We start from the raw sequence: 22,022 nt of genomic DNA, 5'->3' as shown, positions 1-22,022 counted from the left end.
GTTAACCTAGCTGTTCCATAACATCGTCGGTAATATCAGCATTGTGATATACCTCCTGCACATCATCATCATCTTCAAGTCCATCGACCAGACGGAAAAATTTCTCAGCAGTGGCTAAATCTAGCTCAGCTTTGGTCGACGGAATCATAGTGACCTCCGCGTTAACCGCTGCTAAACCTGACGCATCCAGTGCATCTTTCACGCCACCAAAATCTTCCGGCAAAGTGTAGACATCTATCGAACCATCATCATTAGTTTCGACATCTTCTGCACCGGCATCAAGAGCTGCTTCCATCACCACATCTTCGTCGAGACCTTCAGAATAAGAGATAACCCCTTTCTTACTGAATAGATAGGCGACGGAGCCATCGGTGCCTAAATTACCGCCGGCTTTGGTAAACAGGTGGCGGATATTTGAAACCGTACGATTACGATTATCCGTCATCGTTTCCACCATCACTGCTGTGCCACCGGGGCCATACCCTTCGTAGATGATAGTTTCCAACTCTTGGCCATCGAGCTCGCCGGCACCGCGTTTAACCGCTCTCTCAACCGTATCACGGGTCATATTATTGGACAGTGCTTTGTCGATAGCGGCACGCAAACGAGGATTGCTGTCGGCGTCAGAACCACCTTCCCGCGAAGCAACGGTGATCTCACGGATCAGCTTGGTAAAAATCTTTCCCCGCTTGGCATCCTGAGCTGCCTTACGGTGTTTGATGTTCGCCCATTTACTATGACCAGCCATATCTATTCTCCACGCTTACTGCACCGTCTTGTGGCGATGCTTTTCTATACCTAACTAAGAAGCTCTGCAGACATTACTTAGTGAGCCGTTTTTGCAAAGTGATCAAGGCATCGCGGTTACTCGAAGAGCTAACTTTGCGTATCGCATGCTCGAAGTCCAGCCATACATACTCAAGATGTTCTGTCGCCGACAGCTGGATCTCAGTGGTGACCGGTACTCGAAGATAAAACCAATGCTCAAGATTGTGGGTGGTGCCCGGCGCATATCGATGACGCCATTCAGGGTGCAAAAGATAGCGAACCTGAACGTCCGCATCCTCTAACACTGAAGGCAACATCGCCACATCAATACCGGTTTCCTCTTTTAACTCTCTCGCCGCCGCACGAATCGGTAGCTCGCCCACTTCCAATGAGCCGGTAACAGATTGCCAGAAGGTTGGCAGGTCCAACCTTCGCATAAGCAGCACTCTGAAATCCTCACGGTAGATCACTACCAGGACAGATTCAGGGCGCTTGTAACTCACTATTTAGCATCTTCCTTCGCTACCAACGCAATACCCAGCTCAACCAACTGCTCCGGATTTGCTTTTCCAGGTGCATCGGTCAGTGGACATGCTGCGGTAGTAGTTTTTGGAAATGCCATCACGTCTCGGATAGTGTCGGCACCACACATCAACATGACCAAACGATCTAAACCAAACGCTAAACCCGCATGTGGTGGCGCACCATACTGCAGCGCATCCAACAAGAAACCAAACTTCTCACGGGCTTCTTCATCACTGATCCCAAGAATACGGAAAACAGTGGCCTGCATAGTTTGGTCGTGAATACGTACCGAGCCACCGCCAACTTCGCAACCATTTAATACCATGTCATACGCATCGGATAACGCACCGTAAGGGTTAGCTTCCAGTTCCGCTGCGGTTGCATTTGATGGTGCGGTGAACGGATGATGCAGCGCATGAGCACGGCCATCAGCCTCCTCGAACATTGGGAAATCAACAACCCACAACGGACGCCATTCATCGGCAACCAACCCAAGGTCTTCACCTAGTTTGATTCGCAACGCGCCCATTGCTTCGGTAACAACCACTTTATTATCTGCACCAAAGAACAGGATATCGCCACTTTCAGCGTTAGTTTGAGCAAGCAATGCTTCCATCTGTTCAGCAGAGAAGAACTTAGCAACAGGGGATTGCACCCCTTCCAGCCCTGCGGCACGATCATTAATTTTCATCCATGCCAGACCTTTGGCACCGTATATACCAACAAATTTACCCAGCTCGTCAATCTGTTTCCGGCTGAACTTATCGGCACCTGCAGGAACACGAATTGCTGCAACGCGGCCATTGTCATCATTCGCCGGGCCAGCGAACACCTTAAAATCGACCGCTTTAACCTGCTCAGCGACATCGACCAACTCTAACGGAATACGCAGATCGGGTTTATCACTACCGAAACGACGCATCGCCTCTTCGTAGGTCATCCGCGGGAAATCACCTAAATCAATATTCATCAATTTCGTGAACAACTGACGGATCATCTGCTCCGTTACCGCCATCACTTGATCCGCAGACATAAATGAGGTTTCGATATCAATCTGAGTAAACTCAGGCTGACGATCAGCACGAAGATCTTCATCACGGAAACATTTAACGATCTGATAGTAACGATCAACGCCGGACATCATCAGCAGCTGCTTAAACAACTGTGGTGACTGTGGTAAAGCGAAGAATTTGCCTTTGTGAGTGCGACTAGGCACTAAGTAATCTCGTGCGCCTTCAGGCGTTGCCGCCGTTAAGATGGGAGTTTCTACATCCATAAAGCCCGCCTCTTCCATAAAGCGGCGAACTTCATTAGTCACTTTGGCACGGAACTTAAGCTTTTCGCTCATTTCTGGCCGGCGTAGATCCAAATAGCGGAAGCGTAAGCGCTGTTCTTCACTATTCTGTTGGTTAAAGTCCAACGGCAGCGGTGCGGCGGCGTTAAGGATCTCAAGTTGCAAACCCAGTAATTCAATGCCACCACTGGCCATCTCTTTATTGATCTGCCCTTCAGGGCGTGGACGGACTTTGCCCGTCACTTTGACACAAAATTCGTTACGCAGGGTATTTGCTAGAGCGAATACATCTTCGATATCCGGATCGTAAACAACTTGAACGATACCTTCTCGATCACGCAGATCCAGAAAGATCACTCCCCCCAAATCACGACGACGATTAACCCAGCCACACAAGGTGACCTCTTGGCCAATCAGTGATTCGTTAACCTCTCCACAATAATGGCTGCGCATGTGTACTTTCCTGTTGTTCAGAATAAAGATGCGCCGCCTTGGAGGCAGCGCATAAATTGATTAAATATCATTCAAACTAAAATGTTGGCTCAAATCAGTTCGATTTCGAATGACTGTCCGAAGCCACGTTTTTCTTACTGCCACTCTTAAAGTCAGTCTCATACCAGCCACTACCTTTAAGCCGGAAACCAGCTGCAGAAATCAACTTCTTCAGCGCAGGGGCCGCACAATCGGGGCAATCCACCAAAGGCGCATCACTAATACGTTGGAGTTTCTCTAACTGATGGCCGCACGACCCACATTGGTACTCATAAATAGGCATTGCCGTTGTTCCCCCGCTTCGCCAGATAAAGATTGACGGACAGTGAGGCATTATATGCAAACGGCATCAGTTGTCACGCGACCGGCTGCTACATAACAGATAATTTAACTCAATAGGTAACCGTTCTTGTCTTGCTGCTTAATCTTATACATCAAGCTATCCGCCACCCGTAACAAGACATCAGGCGTTTCACCATCCTCCGGATAGACTGCCACACCAATACTGGCACTTAATGAACACTTGGCATCCCCTACCTTGAATGGCTTTTCAAGGGCAAAAATGAGCTTCTTCGCCAATTCAGCTGCGTGCAGACGGTGATGCAAGTTAGTTGCTAAAACAACAAACTCATCGCCACCAAAACGCGCTAACGTATCAGAGCGCCTTACTACTCCCTGAAAACGCTTTGCTACCTCTTTGAGTACCTGATCGCCAGCACCATGACCATGTTGGTCATTAATCTCTTTAAACCCATCCAGATCAATAAACATCAAAGCCATAAGATTCTTAGTTCGCGCATGGTTCTCTAGCGCCCCTAGAATCTGTTCCTCAAACTGCCGCCGATTAGCTAAGCCAGTTAGTTCATCATGGCGAGCCAAATGGCGGATCGTTTCTTCTGCGGCTCGACGACGTTCAATCTCTTTATTTAAGCGACGGTTCCACAAGACCATCAATGTCATCACCACGATAACCAAGGCACCAATCTGGACACTGATGCGCCAGACTTTCTCACTAGAAACCCCTTGTTCAATGGTCAAATCTAACCATTTAGATAGAATTTTGCGGCGCTCGTCTTCCGTCAACATCAGTAATGCTTTATTCAATATACTATTGAGCTCAGGCCAATCTTTTCTAATACCGAATTGAGAGGACTCTTGCTTTATATCGTGCAAAGTAGACAGTTTCAGATTACTCAGGCTCAATTCCCTCACCATGGAAACGGCAACAGTAAGGTTATCTAACGCTCCAAACACTTCACCGGAAGATACAGCCTGCAGCGCTTCAGCCCCCGATTCATATACTTTCAATTCGATTTCTGGATGATTTCGCCTGATCCAGGGGATCACTTGATAGCCAGCGATGACCGCCAGCGTGCGACCTCGCAACTGGCTGAGTTGAGAAACTAAAAGTTCCTCTTCACGTATCGCTATCGCCCATGGGGTTGGCCAATACCCATCTGAAAAAATCAGTGATTGTCGACGCTCCGGTGTATCGCTGATAGCGGCGACAAAGTCGACTTTATGCCGCATAGCAGCCTCAAGCACTTGCTGCCAATGCTCGAAAAGCACCACCTCAATTCGCAATCCTGTACGGCTTTCCAACCACTCAACCAGATCTGCATTAACCCCAGCGAACTCGCCAACTTCGTTAACGAACTCAAATGGCGAGTAGTCCTTAACGGCCCCCATACGGATCACAGGGTGACTAGATAACCAGCGGTTCTCCACGTCACTGAGTTCGACCGACAGTGGCAGATTCTCAAAATAGCGATCCTGAGGAGCAAGTATCCAACGTTGCTCAATCTCTGCTAAATCTGAGAGTTCAACAGCTTCAAAACCTAGCTGCACTCTTTGTTTAAGATTCTCATTGCCCTTGCCGACCAAGGCGAGCACTTCGGCGGCAAAGGTGGGGTTGTCCAAACGCCGAAATTGATTAAGTTGATTGCGTTGAATAAGGACATATTCCGTCAAGTTAGATAAGCCGAAAAAGCCAGCGATCTCACCACTAATTGCCGCTTGTATTAACTCGAAATGGTCTGAAAAATAACTAAAGCTTAACTTGGGATATTGGCTGGTAAGCTGCGGTAAATAGCTCGCTTGCTCTAAAACTCCAATGGGTAATTCGCTGACCTGGCTTAATGCATTAACACCTGAATTTTCAGGTGTATAGAACTGCACTTTGAGCGTCATTAATTGATTTGCTGGCTCTAAAGCCTGGCTATCATTCTCGGCGCTGGGTAATGCAGAAACAATATCCACCAGCTGCATGTCCATCTGGCTATCCAGCGTGTGTTTTTCCTGCACCATAAAGTTAACTTCATAACCATTACGCTCACCCCAAAGCTTCCATATATCGACCAACATGCCGCTAGGCACACCGTCCTCATCCAGCATCATGTAAGGTGGTGCGTCCGGTAAAATGGCGATCATGATGCCAGCTTGCTCACCGGATGTTCCGAACCAGCGGCGATTGATTGCTGCTCTCTCCTCGTCGGAAATCAGCTTAAAGCCATCATTGATTTTAGCCAGTAAAGCATCATTGTCTGACTGAACAGAGGGGTGAAGAGACGTGGTGTGATAAGTCAGTTTACGGTGGTTGGGAAATCGCTGCTCTAACTCTAATACCTGTTCATATTGCGATGAAACCCGATCCAAGCCCGTAAAAGCTAGTACTTCCCCACGCATCGCAGCATCATAAACACTGAACTGGCGGTCATACTCTGCGATAGCGAGGTGTGGGTAAAGACGATTCAACATCGTCACATGGTTGGCTTCTTTTACCGCACCGACTAAGTAGGGACGCAGTTGTTCCGGCTGCTTAATATCTGGCAGTGAACGGTGAACAAAAATATTGGAGTGTACGGTCGCCAGAGAATCTGCAAAGGCCAAGTAGGTCGCGCGCTGTTCATTAACAGCCATACCTGCATGGATATCTGCCGTTCCGCTACGGATCATCTCGAGGCTATCAACCCAGGACGCAGAAACGAGCACGATCTTAGTATGGGTCTTCTCGGACCATAGCCGCCAAAGATCAACCAACATCCCCCGTGGCTGACCATCTATAGCAAAGTGATAAGGATAGGTCTCTGCACTGGTCACAATAACCAGCGGCTTATCCTGTGCGGCCACAAAGGGCTGTGCCATAAAACAGAATAAGTAGATTAAAACAGCTAATAGAGTTCGCGCAAACATCGCATTCCTTTGACTTCTCAGTACGACTACCTAATGCACCGACCAACGCGTTGAATTATAAACCTTTGAATTTCTTAAGTGCCGACCACAAACATGCAGCAATAAATACGGCTATTTGCTCCCTACAAGCAGAAAATACAAAGCAACAACAAAAAGGCTATTGGCTCAGTATAACTGGAAGCGGATAATATATCTAAATAGTAAAAAGGTTAGTGCAACCAGAAGGCTGAGACACACGGGTTAGTGATAAGTGGCTCGCCGCGAAGTCGAAGAATGAGTTACAATAGCTGCTCCATACTGCTAACTCGATCGCTTTGTAATCCATGGAAAATAAAGACACTATTTTTTCTCATCCCTTAAGTAACATTGGTGACTTTCGTTTCGATGAAGGGGTTGCAGATGTCTTTTCTGACATGATCCAGCGCTCAGTGCCTGGTTATACCAACATCATCTCCACAATCGGCGAACTGGCCAAGCACTACATTCAGGAACAATCACAGGTTTACGATCTAGGCTGCTCTTTAGGGGCTGCCACCTTGGCAATGCGGCGCAATATCAGCCATCAAGGAGTCAACATGATCGCTGTTGATAACTCGCAAGCGATGATTGAGCGCTGTCAGCGTAACCTCGGCGCCTATCGTTCAGACGTGCCGGTAACCGTGGTACTTGACGATATCAGAGAGGTCGCGATCGAGAATGCTTCGATGGTGGTGATAAACTTCACGCTACAATTTTTGCCACCAGATGAAAGAGAGGCTCTGTTAACCAAGGTCTACCAGGGGCTAAAGCCCGGAGGGCTATTGGTGTTATCAGAAAAAATACGTTTTGATGACCAATCGGTCGACAACCTGCTGACCGAACTACACCACAATTTCAAGCGTGCCCATGGCTACAGCGAATTGGAAATCAGCCAAAAGCGCACAGCCTTAGAAAACGTGATGCGAACCGACACCGCTCAGTTACATACGGAACGCTTAAATGAAATCGGCTTCAAACATGTAGCCACGTGGTTTCAATGCTTTAATTTCACCTCATTACTGGCGATCAAATAGCAATGCATGCTTCTCAAGATCAACAACTGTTTGAAGATTTCTACGCTGACATTATCGGCTCACCGCTTAGCCATTGGTTACAAACCGCGCCGGCACAATTAGCCCGTTGGCAAAAAGAACAACGTCACGGCGAATTAGACAGTTGGTTACGGGTGGTCAGCAAACTGCCTGAGCTAAGTAGTGCTTCCAACGACCTCAAACACAGTGTCACCTTTGGTAGTGAAGCCGAGGCTAGCAACTCAGATAGAGCCCGTATGACCGGCTTGCTAAAGCAACTGATGCCCTGGCGCAAGGGGCCTTTCCAACTATATGGTATGGATATCGATACGGAATGGCGCTCAGATTGGAAGTGGGAGCGGCTACTTCCGCATATCAGCTCACTGACAGATCGCAACGTGTTAGATGTCGGTTGTGGCAGTGGTTATCACATGTGGCGTATGTTGGGCGAAGGTGCAGCACGGGTTATCGGCGTCGATCCCACGCAGCTATTTTTAGTACAATTTCTGGCAATTAAACACTTTGCGCCAAAAACTAACCCGATCCACCTGCTGCCATTAGGGATCCAAGAGCTGCCAGAGCTGAAAGCATTTGATACGGTGTTTAGCATGGGCGTGCTCTATCATCGCCGCTCGCCAATTGACCATCTGTTTCAGCTGAAATCACAACTCCGTCCGGGCGGTGAATTGGTGCTGGAAACATTAGTCATCGATGGCGATAAAGATCAGGTACTGGTACCGGGTGAGCGCTACGCACAAATGCCCAATGTCTGGTTTGTACCCAGCAGTGAGGCCTTAGAGCACTGGCTGGAGCGCTGCGGCATGGTAAATATTCGTACCGTTGATATAAATGTCACCACCGTTGACGAACAACGCAGTACAGATTGGATGGACCGGTTGTCGCTAAACAACTATTTAGACCGGAATGACCAAAGCAAAACAGTAGAAGGTCATCCTGCGCCAAAAAGATCAATCATCATCGCTAATCGACCGGAATGAGCTTAAGGCGCCTCTTCCCGAGCTGTCCTGCCCCCTTCCTATGGGCATTGCTACTGTTTTTCGTTTGGAGCTGTTTATCCGCATCAGCTTCGAGCGCGCAGCGTCCAGCACTGGCGGCGGAGTGGCAAAGTGCAGATCTATTGCGCCAGCGTTGCAGCCAAGCGGTCGACCTAATGATGAATGGGCCAAGGTTTACAGCCGATCACGGCGCAGATGCAGGGCGCAAGTTAGGGATCTGGATGACGCCTTTTTTCGATCTATTGGCTCAAGTCGAGCAATTGCAGCGCACACATCCCGATCCTCATTGGCGAGAAACCGCTGGTTATTGCCGCCTATCTATCAACCTAGCCATAACAGAATGGCACAATGGCAACAGTGATCATTGGTTTGCTCCATTTCTCCAGTCGAAACATGAAAGCCCGGCTGCGTCATGGCAACAGCATCAATGGCGAAAGGAGTACCCTGGGCTGTGGCAGAAAAATTACCCAGCAGCAACCAAAGAGGAGATAAACGCGGCGCGACTAAGCTTTAAACGCGCGCTCCAACAAGACTTGCCAATAACACTGCCTAAAAAATGTCTTGAAAAAACGCCCTTACGAACACAGCAGTTAAGTGAACAGCTCGCAATAACGGTCGATTTTTCCGAACCCAGTCGTTATCTCAGTTTTATGCGCTCAGCCTATCGCAGCGAATGTCGAGCCTTCGTTTATCGAGCCTATCAACAACGTGGCGGCAAAGCCGCGAGAAAACAGCTTAACCGTTTGTTGGCTGCTCGACTCTCATTGGCGACGCAAATGGGCTACGCCAGCTGGTCACACTATAGGCAACGGGATGCGCTCCTAGAACGTAAACAGGTCAGGGATTTTCTCACCACCCTAGAACGAGCCCTCACTGTCGAAGTATCCACGAAAACTAAGCAACAGTTTAAACCATGGGATCACTGGCGGCATCAAGCAATAGCAGCCAAAGAATCACCGACAAAAGAGATAATCCCAAGCGGAACTATATTTAATAAACAGATTCTGTACTGGTCCAAAGCGCTAGGGATCAGAGGCAAAAAAGTAAATCTGCCGATCTGGCAAAGTCATATGGCGGTGTGGCAACTCACCGATGAAGAGGGGCTGATCTTTGGCGAAATTTACCTTGATCTATCGAGCCCTGATCCGGGCTTAGCGACGAGTCGTTTACGTTACCCTGTAGCCGGATTTCAGTCAGGTGCCATGCTCATCAGTACCAATAGATCCCAGCCGGTTACTACGTCAAAAGTAGATAGCAGCATATTAAAAGCGATCTACGGCATACTGTTTCACCCGACACACCCTGACTTTTCTTCATCTCCCTACCCGGATCTGGAAGGGTTTGAAGAGCGATTACTTAACCAGATAACCAAGCCAAACAGTTTTACCTCCCCTCCTCCGGTGAAATTACTCAAACGTGTGCTAATCGCCAAATTGGCTTATGTATACCATCAGCATAATCTGAGCATGACCGACCTAACGTCCTTAAACATGCGCCTGCTCGGAGATAACCGCCATCTTGTTGATGCCCCGTTAACATCCTTGCCATACGCTATGTTGACGCTTGCTACAGCAGATAGCTTGAGCTATCGCGCGCTGTGGCAATATGCGTTAGCTAAACGCATCGCAAACCGCTACCAGCGAGGAGAAATCACCATTAGCGATATTATGCTGGCGTTGCATCAACTCAGAGGGGCTACGGCACAACAATCCCTAATTGATTTAGCAGCGCTCGACCAGATCGATGATCCACTCGCAAGTGGCCTCGCCAAATCCTTATTGCGCCACTGACACGGTTGCCCTTGTGCAACAAAATTGAATAGTTACAATATGATCAGCTCACATGGATGTAGGTAAAGGCATGTCACGCCCTTTTGTCTCATTGCAAAAATGGAAGTAGAGAAATGACACAATACCGTCCCCGCACTACTTTGGAACAGTGGCGTATCTTGCAAGCCGTCGTTGATGCTGGCAGTTACGCCAAAGCAGCCGAACGACTCAGCAAGAGTCAATCATCGTTAAACCACGCTGTCGCCAAGATGCAGACGCTATTAGGTGTCCAGCTATTAGAGGTCAGAGGCCGCAAGGCTTTCCTTACTAAGGCTGGAGAAGTGATGCTCCGGCGCTCGCGACAGCTGACCGAAAATATCGAATCACTCGAAAACCTGGCTGAAAACATTGATATGGGCTGGGAGCCGGAGATCCGACTCGCTGTTGAATTAATCTATCCAACAGAAGCCCTCAATCAGGTGCTGGCTTTTTTCGAGCCTGAAAGTCGCGGCTCAAGGATCAATATTCAACGCGTCGTCCTATCTGGTGGTCAAGAGGCGATTGTCTCGGGAGAGGTCGACCTAGCCATCGTCAATCATGTACCCAAAGGCTATCTTGGCCAGCCGCTCTGCAGTGGAGAGCTTTGGCTGGTCTGCCACCCAGATAATCCCCTCAACAATGAGGTGCCACTGGAATCGCAGCACCTGGAAAAATCATTGCAACTGGTGATCCGAGACACCGGAAAGCAACCAAAAGAAGAACAGGGTTGGCTGAAATCCGAACAGCGATGGACGGTCGACAATTTCTATGAGGCACTGGATCTTTTGCTACAAGGGATTGGATTTGCTTGGCTACCACCACATATTGTCACTGAGCAGGTGCAACAGGGTAAGCTCTCGCGCCTGTCTCTCTCTGGGAGCAAAAAAAAATCCGTCGTCCTTAGTCTGGTACAACCCACCCCCGACAACGTTGGTCCAGGCACACAACGACTCACGGAATTGTTTCTCAATCACCACCGCGAGAACTAACAAATTCTAAATAAAAAAAGCGGCTTACCTTGAGGAAGCCGCTCATCTTATATGCGAACAGTCATCGTTTATACTTGGTAGTAATCACGATACCAATCGACGAAATTCTGGATCCCCGTTTCAATCGGCGTCGACGGATGAAAACCTACCGATTTGTTTAAATCTTCGATATCAGCATAAGTAGCAGGCACATCGCCCGGTTGGATCGGCATATAGTTACGCTCAGCTTCCTTACCCAGCGCTTTCTCAATACAAGTAATAAAATGCTCTAACTCTACCGGTTGATGATTACCGATATTAAAGACTTTATATGGGGCACTTGAACAATGAGGCTGCGGCGCGGCGCCAGACCAGCTCGAGTTCGGTGCTGCGGGCTGATCCTGAATACGGACGATCCCTTCAACAATATCATCAACATAAGTGAAATCACGCTGCATTTTTCCGTGATTGTATACGTCGATAGGTTTCCCTTCCAAAATCGCCTTGGTGAACAAGAACAGCGCCATATCTGGACGCCCCCATGGGCCGTATACAGTAAAGAACCTCAAACCCGTGGTTGGCATACCGTAAAGGTGGCTATAGGTATGTGCCATCAATTCATTAGCTTTTTTGGTTGCTGCATACAAAGACACCGGATGATCAACATTGTTATGCGTTGCAAACGGCATGGTGGTGTTCAGCCCATAAACAGAGCTGGAAGAGGCATATACCAGATGTTCAACATCGTTATGGCGGCACCCTTCCAGAATGGTCAGTGTACCTGTGACATTGGCATCCGTATAAGCAAACGGATGCTCTAAGGAATAACGCACCCCTGCTTGGGCTGCCAAATGAATAACACGATCAAACTTCTCATTAGCAAACAGCTTGGCAATACCATCTCGATCTTCCAGTGCCACTCGGACATGACGAAAGTTCACCAACTTGTCTAACATGCGCAGACGATCAAGCTTTAAGTTCACATCGTAATAATCGTTAACGATATCTAAACCAACAACCTCGTGTCCTTCATTACATAGACGCATCGATGTATGAAAACCGATAAAGCCTGCCGCACCTGTCACAAGAAATTTCATCATTCTTTCCCATTATAAATCAGCAAAAAGCTCGGAAAACCCGAGCTATTTAATCTCAATTGTTACGACACCAAACTACACTTTCATGCGAATTCAGCAATGCCACGCGCCTATGCTTTAGCATATCCATGGGGGTTGGCTGATTGCCAGCGCCACGTGTCTACGGTCATATCCTCAACCGTTCTCGTCGCTTGCCACCCGAGTTCCGTACTGGCTAACGCAGGATCCGCCCAACACTCAGCGATATCTCCAGCCCGCCTTGGCGCCAAAGTATATGGCACCGATTTACCACTGGCAGTTTCAAACGCTTTCACCATCTGTAGTACTGAATAACCACAGCCAGTACCAAGATTATATGTAACGACGCCTGGTGACTTAGTCAGCTTATCCAAGGCACGTAAGTGCCCAACCGCCAGATCCACCACATGAATGTAATCTCTTACGCCTGTTCCGTCCTGCGTTGGGTAGTCATCACCAAACACATTCAACCGCTCAAGCTTACCAACTGCGACTTGCGAAATATAAGGCATCAGGTTGTTTGGTAAACCATTAGGATCTTCACCAATCAAGCCACTTTCGTGAGCGCCGACCGGGTTGAAGTAACGTAACAAAGCAATATTCCAACTATTATCGGAGACATATAGATCTCGCAATATTTCCTCGACCATCAGCTTACTGCGGCCATAAGGATTAGTGGCACTGGTAGGAAAGTTTTCTCGGATAGGCACCGATACCGGATCACCATAAACCGTGGCCGATGAACTGAATACCAGGTTCTTAACGCCGAACTCTGCCATCACTTCACAAAGCACTATCGTACCAGTGACGTTATTCATGTAGTAGCTGAGCGGCTTCTGAACGGACTCCCCAACAGCCTTCAATCCAGCAAAATGCACCACTGCGGAGATATCGTGTAATTGGAACACTTTTCGCAAAGCTTCACGATCCAAAATATCGACCTGATAGAAAGGCACTTTCTTACCAGTGATCTGTTCAACTCTTGCCAGAGAAACATCTGACGAATTTGATAAATTATCAACAACGACCAGATCTTGGCCTTCATTCAACAGTTCAACCACTGTGTGACTGCCAATATACCCAGCACCACCAGTTACTAATATCGTCATGGGAGATCCACTTATTTGATAGAAAAGCCGATTAGTGCGTAACGCACTAATCGAACCAACCTAAAGGGAGTTTTTACAGCTTAGCTGTAACCTCTTTCAGGTACTCGGCAAACTCTTTACCCAGCCCCTTATGACGCAGTGCGTACTCGACATTGGCTTTCATATAGCCAAGCTTACTACCGCAATCGTGGCTTTGCCCTTTCATATAATAAGCATTAACTTGCTGCTGCTTCATCAGTACAGCAATCGCATCTGTTAACTGGATTTCGTCGCCTGCACCTGCCGGGGTAAACTCAAGAATGTCCCAAATATCAGAACTTAAAACATAACGACCAACGACGGCGAGATTCGAAGGAGCATCTTCCTTAGCAGGCTTCTCAACGATAGCTGTCATCGGCGCTGATTCGCCAGGCTGCAACTCGTGCCCTTTCACGTCGGCAATACCAAACTTAGAAACATCTTCGTCAGGTACCGCCTCCATCATCACCTGGCTACAACCGGTGTCCTTGAACATACGCACCATTTCAGCCATGTTGTCGCGAGTAAGATCACTCTTAACATCATCAATAATGACATCTGGCAGCACTACGGCGAAAGGCGCATCACCAACCATAGGACGGGCGCACAAAATAGCATGGCCAAGTCCTTTAGCCGTCCCCTGACGCACGTGCATAATGGTGACATCTTTCGGACAAATACTTTGCACTTCGTCGAGCAACTGGCGCTTAACACGCTTTTCCAGCGTCGCTTCAAGTTCAAAGGAGGTATCAAAGTGGTTCTCAATTGAGTTCTTACTGCCGTGAGTCACCAAAACGATCTCTTTGATTCCTGCAGCAACACATTCATTTACAACGTATTGGATCAAAGGCTTATCGACGATCGGCAGCATCTCTTTCGGGATGGCTTTGGTGGCGGGAAGCATTCTGGTCCCCAGACCGGCAACCGGAATCACTGCTTTCCTTATCATTTACGTGTCCTTACTTACTATTAGGTGAAGTTGAGAAGATTATACGCCGAATGTGACAGATTCGTTAAGCTAAAATGTGACTTAAGTCTCATCAAATTTTAATAGTCTTCGCTAATGCGCCATATCAGTGCATCGAAGTATCAATTCAGAATGGGAACAGGCGTGGAACAAGAAAAATAACGACAAGACTGTAAACAACGGAAATAGGCAGCCCTACCCTAATAAAATCAATAAGCTGATAGCGGCCCGTATTAAAAACCATTAAGTTAGTTTGATAGCCATAAGGGCTGACAAAGCTGGCGCTAGCGCCAAATGCCACAGCTAAGGCAAAGGGCATCAAATTCACATCGAACCCCATAGACAGGCCATAGGCTAGCGGAAAGGTCAATGCAGCTGCGGCATTGTTCGTGACTAACTCGGTCATCACCAAAGTCATCAAATACACACCAACAAATGCCAACCACACCTCTTGTCCAGCAAACACACGCTCAGCATAAAGCGCCAGTAACTCAGCCAAGCCACTATTTTCAACAGCCTTGGCTAGCGTCAGCGCAGCTGTCACGATTAACCAAAGCTCAAAAGGAAAACGTCGCTTAATTTCATTGGTGTTTAACACTTTGATGGCCAACATGCCCGCTAACAAAAAGATCAATCCAGAGAGCAGCGATAGGAGATTGAGCGCAGCCAGACCAATGACAGTAACAAAGCCGGCCAAAATAGCCCACTCCTGCAACCGGGTAAGCGCCTTTGGTAACCGAATGCCACTGACGATAAAGAAGTTCTTAGCGATATTACGATGTTGAGTAAAATCAGGGCCGACAGCCAACACTAAGTTGTCACCCGCTCGTATTTTCACATCACCCAACTTACCGCTAATCTGCTCACCACCGCGACGCATCGCCACAACGGCAGCATCGAAACGGGCTCGAAAACCAGCGCGCTTAAGGGTGCGTCCAATTACCGATGCCGTTGGTGTCACCACCACTTCAATTAAGTTTTCCGAAGGGAGACCGTTACTCTCAGCAAACATATTCAAGCCATCATACTGCTTGAGTTGATAGAGTTTGCTGACGTCACCGGAAAACACCAAACGATCACCCGCTTCAATCAACACTTGGGGTGTCACAGGGCTAATCAGGTGCTCATCACGAACGATCTCCACTAGGAAAAGTGACTCCATATTACGCAAGCCATTTTCGAGCACACTCTTACCGATCAGTGGTGAGTCAGCAGCCACTTTGGCATCAATGAAATAGCGCTTGAACTCCCCCTCTTTCTGTTCATGCAAGGGGAGCCAATGACTAACACACAGGAGGGTGGCTCCACCAGCAACAACCAGAGAAAGGCCGACCCAGAAAAAATCAAAAAATTCGAATCCTGGCGCACCAGCATCGATGATTAAGCTATCGACGATCAGATTGGTTGATGTGCCAATCAAGGTCATGGTGCCACCCAGTATGGCGGCATAAGACAAAGGGATAAGCAGCTTAGAAGGCGCGTGAATGCCATTATTGCGCAGTGAAGGAATGAGTGAAGCCACTACCGCAGTGTTATTAAGAAACGCTGAAGTAATCGCGGTAAAACCTATTAAGCGCAGTAAGGTAACAAAATAGCTCGTGGAGATTAGCTTATGGGAAAGCCGTTTTAACCAACTGGTCTTTTCCAAACCCAGTGACACACTCATTAATAACAACAGAGTGACGAGGCCTGGATTAACCGCGTTATTAATGAGTTCCGCTTGATCAACAAGCGACAAACCTAACGCGGCAATCAATACGATGCCAAATAACGAAGCAGGACGGACACGGGTAAATAGCAATCCGGCAAGCAGAAAGCCAAACAAACCGAGCACCGTCCACTGCGTTAGCGTCATCGGATCTACTTCACGATGTCGAGCAGATCTTTCGCTTCCCAATGGGGGAAGTGCTTACGTACGAGCGCATTAAGCTCCAATTCAAAATCACTGAAATCAGAACGACTCTTTTCCGCACGTTTACCGGCACCAACCACCATACCAGCACCGACCGTCACATTGGTCAATCGGTCAATAATGACAAAGTTGCCACAACCTTTGACCTTCTGATAACTATCAAATGCCACCGGCTGATTCAGGTTAACCTGACACCGGCCAATCTCGTTCAAGTTGAGGCGCACGGCGTCATTGTGCTCCATGGTGTTCACGTCAATCTGATAGTCGATCTCTGAAACACTGCCCGCTGTCGTCTTAGTCGCTAACTTAAAATCATACTGTTTACGCGGCAACATCGGCTCTTCCGCCATCCAAACAATGGTGACATCAAGGGCATCTGTTACCTGTGGACGATTATTGGCATGAACCAGCATATCGCCACGACTCACGTCAATTTCATCTTCCAATGTCAGGGTAATCGCCTGACTAGCAAACGCTTCTTCCAATTCACCATCAAACGTGGTGATCGTTTTCACGCGAGACTGCTTACCAGACGGTAACGCGACCACCTCGTCACCGACACGAACAACACCACCGGCGATAGTGCCAGCAAAGCCTCTGAAATCCAGGTTGGGGCGATTGACATACTGAACTGGCAGGCGGAAATCATCGAAATTACGTGCCGCCGTAATTTCAGCACTTTCCAGCATCCCCATGAGAGTTTCACCATGATACCAAGGCGTCTGCTCACTTCGTTCGACAACATTATCGCCTTTAAGGGCCGACAGTGGCACAAACTTAATATGAGGGATCTCTAGCTTCTCTGCGAACTTAAGGTACTCGCTACGGATCTCTTCAAACACAGTCTCAGAGAATTCCATCAAATCCATCTTATTAACAGCCACGACCACCTGTTTGATCCCCAACAGAGAGACGATGAAGCTGTGACGTTTAGTTTGCGTTTGCACACCATAACGAGCATCAATCAGGATCACGGCTAAATCACAGGTCGACGCACCCGTCGCCATATTACGTGTGTACTGCTCATGACCCGGTGTGTCAGCGATAATAAACTTACGCTTATCCGTGGAGAAATAACGATACGCCACATCAATAGTGATGCCCTGCTCTCGCTCTGACTGCAAACCATCGACCAAAAGGGCTAGATCGAACTCTTCGTCAGTGGTGTTAAATTTCTTCGAATCTTTCTTAATTGACGCCATCTGATCTTCAAAGATCATCTTGGAATCGTGCAGCAAACGACCAATGAGGGTACTTTTACCATCATCGACGTTACCGCAAGTCAGAAAGCGCATTAGCTCTTTCTGTTCATGCTGTTTTAAATACCCCTGAATATCCGAGGCGATCAAATCTGATTGATGAGACATATTCTACTGTTCCGTTTTCGTCGCTATCGTTCGATCTATTTAGAAGTAACCTTCACGTTTCTTCTGTTCCATCGAAGCCGCCTGATCGTGATCGATCACCCGTCCCTGACGTTCTGACGTCTTAGTCAGCAACATCTCTTGGATGATTTCCGGCAACGTCGTAGCAGTCGATTCAACTGCCCCCGTCAACGGATAACATCCGAGGGTACGGAACCTCACCATCTTCATCTCGGGAACCTCGCCCTCTTTCAACGGCATGCGCTCGTCGTCAACCATGATCAAGGTACCATCACGTTCAACGACTGGACGTTTCTCGGCGAAGTACAAAGGCACGATCTCTATATTTTCCAAATAGATATATTGCCAGATATCTAGTTCCGTCCAGTTAGATAGGGGGAATACACGGATACTTTCGCCCTTATTAACCTTGCCGTTATAGATATCCCACAGCTCTGGTCGCTGATTTTTAGGATCCCAGCGATGATGATTATCACGGAATGAGTAAACCCGCTCTTTGGCCCGAGATTTCTCTTCATCACGTCTGGCACCGCCAAAGGCCGCATCAAACTTATAGTGATTCAAGGCTTGCTTCAGGCCTTGTGTTTTCATCACATCAGTATGCTTAGCGCTGCCATGGGTAAATGGCCCCATGCCCATATCCACGCCTTCCTGATTGATATGCACTAACAGATCCATATCGTGCTTATCCGTGAAGCGATCACGAAACTCAATCATCTCCTTAAACTTCCAGGTGGTGTCCACATGGAGTAATGGAAATGGCAATTTACCAGGATAAAACGCTTTACGAGCAAGGTGCAGCATCACCGCCGAGTCTTTGCCTACAGAATAAAGCATTACTGGGTTATCGAATTCAGCCGCCACTTCGCGGATGATATGTATACTCTCAGCTTCTAATGCCTTGAGGTGGGTCATATTGAACGGTTTCATGGTTCAGTCACTACTTTGCTAGCGTTAAAAAGCATCTGCAGAGAGCAAGGCGCTGCTCGCTGCTATGAAAAATGGATTGAGTATCGATTCTTTGTGGTTATAGCGAAGTGGCTCTCTGCTATCTGCATCAACCATCTCACCACCCGCAGCCACCAATACCGCATGTGCCGCAGCCGTATCCCATTCAGAAGTCAAACCCAAGCGAGGATAAAGGTGCGCACGTCCTTCGGCGACCAAACAGATCTTTAAAGAGCTGCCCATCGCCACCATCTCATGACTCGGCAGCTTGGTGAGAAACTCTGCGACCTCCTTGGACTGGTGACTACGAGAGCCCACCACAGCCCATGTATCACTCGGCCGTGGTGCCAATGCAGAAATGGCGGTTTCTTTACCTGACTCAATTTTGTAAGCACCGAGCTCAATACCGCCAATGTAGGCGGTACCAAGTACAGGAGCGACAACCACGCCTAACACCGGCTTACCCTGATCGATAAGGGCAATATTGACCGTGAACTCACCGTTTCGCTTGATAAACTCCTTGGTGCCATCAAGAGGATCAATTAGCCAATAGGTATTCCACTGCTGACGGGTCGGCCAATCGATATCATCAGACTCTTCAGATAACACAGGGATGTCAGGGGTAAGTAGGGACAAGCCTTGCATAATGGCTTGGTGTGATGCCAAATCTGCCGCAGTTAAAGGGCTATCATCGCCTTTAATCTGTACATCGAAGTCATCGCTTTCATAGACCTCCATGATGGCATCACCAGCAGCCTCAGCCACAGTGAGCACATCAAGCAGGAGTTCTTTATCTTGAGCTAAAGACATACTCTCTTCCTTAAGGGATTAGCGTTTTGCAGGCAGGTAGCCTTCGCTTTCCAAATAACTGAGCAGTTGTTGCGCACACTCTTCGACACTCAGCTGCGCCGTTTTAACAATCACTTCCGCTTGCTCAGGTGTCTCATATTCACTATCGATACCAGTGAAATTAGGAATATCGCCTTTGCGCGCTTTCTTATACAGACCCTTTGGATCGCGTTGTTCGCAAACATCCAGAGGTGTATCGACGAACACCTCAATAAATTCACCTACTTCAAGTAGCTGACGAACCATTTGCCGATCAGCGCGGAACGGTGAGATAAACGCTGTTAACACCATCACGCCAGCATCAACAAACAGCTTTGCCACTTCTCCGATACGGCGGATGTTTTCTACTCTATCTTTATCACTGAATCCCAGATCACCACACAGACCGTGACGAATATTGTCACCATCTAGCAGGTAGGTATGCACACCATTGTGATGGAGCAGTTCTTCCAGACAACCAGCCACTGTCGACTTACCCGAGCCACTCAACCCGGTAAACCAAAGAACCGCAGGTTTATGCGACTTGAGCTCTGCACGCTCCGCCTTGGTGACCTTGTGATGATGCCAAACGATATTATTCATTAAGAAATCCCTCTCGCCAGCCGAAAATGCTGACTTAACATAGCGCTAAATTAACCCAGCTCACATATTCCAAAAAAGACTTTTTATTTAGTTTTTATTCCATTTTGGAATATAAGACTTTTTAACCTAGTCGCCAACACAACTCGACTAGCAAATCTTACATTATTGAAGCATCAGCACCTAACAAGCCAGCCCGATAGCAAATTATATGAACTAGGTTACAGCAAGCTACAGAGAGATAAATCCGCCTTTGCGGCAACAGACTCTCGCACGCTCGCAGCCCTTGGCATACAATAGCGCCCCATATAAGTGCCTGCCGCGAGCAGGTTATCTATTTGGAAAACAATCGAGGCCTTAAATGACTCAGGTTCGCACACGCGTCGCCCCCTCACCTACTGGAGACCCCCACGTAGGTACTGCATATATCGCTCTGTTCAACTACGCCTTTGCTAAGCAGCACGGCGGCAAATTTATTCTACGAATAGAAGATACGGATCAAGCACGCAGTACCCCAGAATCTGAACAGATGATTGTTAAGGCACTTCGCTGGCTCGGACTGGACTGGGATGAAGGCCCTGACGCTGGCGGTGACTGTGGCCCTTACAGACAAAGTGAACGTGGCGATATTTACCAGCAGTATGCCCAGCAACTCATTGCTGATGGCCATGCTTTTTACTGCTTTGCCACCCCAGAAGAACTTGACCAGATGCGCAAAGAACAGCAGGAAGCAGGGTTGCGCCCCAAGTATGATGGCCGCGGACTCAATCACACCCAGCAAGAGATCGAACAGAGGCTGGCAGCCGGTGATCCCTACGTCATACGTATGAAGATCCCTGAACAAGGCAGCTTCAAGTTTAATGACCACCTACGGGGTGAAGTTGAGATCCCTTGGGAACAGATCGACATGCAAGTGCTGATGAAACAGGATGGCTTACCCACCTATTTTCTCGCCAACGTGGTTGATGATCACTTGATGGGGATCACCCATGTATTTCGCGGCGAAGAGTGGCTACCCTCGGCGCCGAAGTTACTCCAGCTGTACGCCTATCTAGGATGGGAAGCACCGGTTCTGGGTCACATGCCGTTACTGCGTAACCCGGATAAAAGTAAGCTTTCTAAACGTAAGAACCCTACCAGCATCCTCTATTACCAACGAATGGGTTATCTACCACAAGCGCTGCTCAACTATTTAGCTCGCATGGGTTGGTCAATGCCAGATGAAAGCGAAAAATTCACTCTGGAGCAGATGATTGCAAACTTCGATATCAAACGCGTTTCATTAGGTGGTCCGGTGTTTGATCCTGAGAAACTCGATTGGCTGAATGGCCTTTGGATCCGCGAAGACCTCAGTGATGATGACTTTATCAGCGAAATCCACAAATGGGCCTATAACGAAAGCTACCTCCGCCAGATGTTGCCTCATATTAAGAGCCGCGTAGAACGCTTCTCTCAAGTCGCGCCTCTCACCAATTTTATGTACAGCGGCCTGCTTGATCTGCCGGCCTCAGCTTTCGATGGCTTAGCCTTGGATGAAGAGCAATTGCGTAAGGTACTGCAATTTGTTGCTTGGAAGATGGACCAACTCAACCAATGGGATAAAGAGCATATTTTTCCGGCATTAAAGTCCTTGGCTACAGCCATGGATATAAAGATGAAAGAGTTTATGGCACCCATTTTCATCTCTATTGCCGGTACAACGGCAACCTTCTCGGTGGTTGATGCCATGGCAATACTCGGCCCCGATCTGAGCCGCGCCCGTCTTCGTCAAGCGTCACAAACGGTGGGCAGTCCGTCAAAGAAAGAAGCGAAGCGCTGGCAAAAAGAGTTTGATGCTCTAGCAATCTAAAGCTGTTTTAGAAACGGCATACTAGCACTTGAAAGGCGCATTCATTTTTGAACGCGCCTTTTATTTACAACTAATAAATCAAAGACTTAATCACATATCGTTTTGTGAGGCACTTCATGTTTTCATCTTTAAGCTTGTCGAAAAATTCTGCATTTATCGCCACTTGAGCTAGATATTGA

The 22,022-nt window shown here is 48.0% G+C and carries 18 protein-coding genes; 5 read left to right on the top strand and 13 right to left on the bottom strand.

Going from position 1 to position 22,022, the window contains the following annotated elements; all coding sequences use genetic code 11:
* Position 1: 1 nt before the first annotated feature.
* The 5 genes from EXY25_RS00310 to EXY25_RS00290 form a co-directional block, all read right to left on the bottom strand.
* Complete coding sequence (locus EXY25_RS00310) at positions 2 to 748, bottom strand: YebC/PmpR family DNA-binding transcriptional regulator (protein WP_114338439.1); 747 nt, start codon at positions 746 to 748, stop codon at positions 2 to 4.
* 73 nt (positions 749 to 821) lie between these two features.
* Positions 822 to 1,271 carry a dihydroneopterin triphosphate diphosphatase gene (nudB, locus tag EXY25_RS00305; protein ID WP_130565301.1) on the bottom strand — a complete coding sequence of 150 codons (450 nt, stop codon included), beginning with the start codon at positions 1,269 to 1,271 and terminating at the stop codon, positions 822 to 824.
* Positions 1,271 to 3,040, bottom strand: coding sequence for an aspartate--tRNA ligase (aspS, locus tag EXY25_RS00300; protein ID WP_130565300.1), 1,770 nt, complete (start codon positions 3,038 to 3,040; stop codon positions 1,271 to 1,273). Before aspS ends, nudB begins: the two co-directional genes overlap by 1 nt.
* Positions 3,041 to 3,134: 94 nt before the next feature.
* On the bottom strand, positions 3,135 to 3,362 hold the full coding sequence (locus EXY25_RS00295) for an FmdB family zinc ribbon protein (protein ID WP_114338436.1): 228 nt from the start codon (positions 3,360 to 3,362) through the stop codon (positions 3,135 to 3,137).
* A gap of 104 nt (positions 3,363 to 3,466) precedes the next feature.
* Positions 3,467 to 6,271 carry a transporter substrate-binding domain-containing protein gene (locus EXY25_RS00290; protein ID WP_130565299.1) on the bottom strand — a complete coding sequence of 935 codons (2,805 nt, stop codon included), beginning with the start codon at positions 6,269 to 6,271 and terminating at the stop codon, positions 3,467 to 3,469.
* A gap of 323 nt (positions 6,272 to 6,594) precedes the next feature.
* On the opposite strand from EXY25_RS00290, the gene cmoA reads away from it, so the two are divergent.
* From cmoA to EXY25_RS00270, 4 genes are all read left to right on the top strand, one after another.
* Entirely contained in the window at positions 6,595 to 7,323 is a 729-nt protein-coding gene (gene cmoA / locus EXY25_RS00285) for a carboxy-S-adenosyl-L-methionine synthase CmoA (protein WP_130565298.1), read from the top strand.
* A 2-nt stretch (positions 7,324 to 7,325) separates the two neighbouring features.
* Positions 7,326 to 8,318: a tRNA 5-methoxyuridine(34)/uridine 5-oxyacetic acid(34) synthase CmoB gene (gene cmoB / locus EXY25_RS00280; RefSeq protein ID WP_130565297.1), complete on the top strand. Its 993-nt coding sequence runs from the start codon at positions 7,326 to 7,328 to the stop codon at positions 8,316 to 8,318.
* A complete protein-coding gene (locus EXY25_RS00275) occupies positions 8,315 to 10,126 on the top strand; it encodes a gluzincin family metallopeptidase (RefSeq protein ID WP_130565296.1) in 1,812 nt (603 codons plus the stop codon). The genes cmoB and EXY25_RS00275 overlap by 4 nt, the downstream gene beginning before the upstream one ends.
* A 113-nt stretch (positions 10,127 to 10,239) precedes the next feature.
* Positions 10,240 to 11,133 (top strand): LysR family transcriptional regulator, encoded by an 894-nt coding sequence (locus EXY25_RS00270; RefSeq protein WP_130565295.1) that lies wholly within the window; start codon positions 10,240 to 10,242, stop codon positions 11,131 to 11,133.
* A gap of 68 nt (positions 11,134 to 11,201) precedes the next feature.
* On the opposite strand, the gene EXY25_RS00265 is transcribed toward EXY25_RS00270, so the two are convergent.
* From EXY25_RS00265 to cysC, 8 genes are all read right to left on the bottom strand, one after another.
* Positions 11,202 to 12,209, bottom strand: a complete 1,008-nt coding sequence (locus EXY25_RS00265; RefSeq protein ID WP_207232110.1) for an NAD-dependent epimerase — start codon at positions 12,207 to 12,209, stop codon at positions 11,202 to 11,204.
* Positions 12,210 to 12,319: 110 nt separating this feature from the next.
* Positions 12,320 to 13,336, bottom strand: a complete 1,017-nt coding sequence (gene galE / locus EXY25_RS00260; protein ID WP_130565293.1) for a UDP-glucose 4-epimerase GalE — start codon at positions 13,334 to 13,336, stop codon at positions 12,320 to 12,322.
* A gap of 73 nt (positions 13,337 to 13,409) precedes the next feature.
* Positions 13,410 to 14,303, bottom strand: a complete 894-nt coding sequence (galU, locus tag EXY25_RS00255; protein WP_114338428.1) for a UTP--glucose-1-phosphate uridylyltransferase GalU — start codon at positions 14,301 to 14,303, stop codon at positions 13,410 to 13,412.
* Positions 14,304 to 14,448: 145 nt separating this feature from the next.
* Entirely contained in the window at positions 14,449 to 16,176 is a 1,728-nt protein-coding gene (locus EXY25_RS00250) for an SLC13 family permease (RefSeq protein WP_130565292.1), read from the bottom strand.
* A 5-nt stretch (positions 16,177 to 16,181) separates the two neighbouring features.
* Entirely contained in the window at positions 16,182 to 17,600 is a 1,419-nt protein-coding gene (gene cysN / locus EXY25_RS00245; protein WP_130565291.1) for a sulfate adenylyltransferase subunit CysN, read from the bottom strand.
* Between the two features lie 39 nt (positions 17,601 to 17,639).
* On the bottom strand, positions 17,640 to 18,548 hold the full coding sequence (cysD, locus tag EXY25_RS00240) for a sulfate adenylyltransferase subunit CysD (protein WP_130565290.1): 909 nt from the start codon (positions 18,546 to 18,548) through the stop codon (positions 17,640 to 17,642).
* 24 nt (positions 18,549 to 18,572) lie between these two features.
* The gene (gene cysQ / locus EXY25_RS00235) at positions 18,573 to 19,376 is read right to left on the bottom strand and encodes a 3'(2'),5'-bisphosphate nucleotidase CysQ (RefSeq protein ID WP_130565289.1); all 804 of its coding nucleotides are present in this window, start codon (positions 19,374 to 19,376) and stop codon (positions 18,573 to 18,575) included.
* Positions 19,377 to 19,394: 18 nt separating this feature from the next.
* Positions 19,395 to 19,997, bottom strand: coding sequence for an adenylyl-sulfate kinase (cysC, locus tag EXY25_RS00230; protein WP_114338423.1), 603 nt, complete (start codon positions 19,995 to 19,997; stop codon positions 19,395 to 19,397).
* Positions 19,998 to 20,355: 358 nt separating this feature from the next.
* On the opposite strand from cysC, the gene gltX reads away from it, so the two are divergent.
* On the top strand, positions 20,356 to 21,843 hold the full coding sequence (gltX, locus tag EXY25_RS00225) for a glutamate--tRNA ligase (protein ID WP_130565288.1): 1,488 nt from the start codon (positions 20,356 to 20,358) through the stop codon (positions 21,841 to 21,843).
* Positions 21,844 to 22,022: the final 179 nt, after the last annotated feature.

It is taken from the genome of Corallincola spongiicola (genome assembly GCF_004284785.1).
Lineage (GTDB): Bacteria > Pseudomonadota > Gammaproteobacteria > Enterobacterales > Neiellaceae > Corallincola > Corallincola holothuriorum.
Note: the sequence above shows the minus strand (reverse complement) of the source record. Positions and strands in the feature narration are given on the sequence as shown.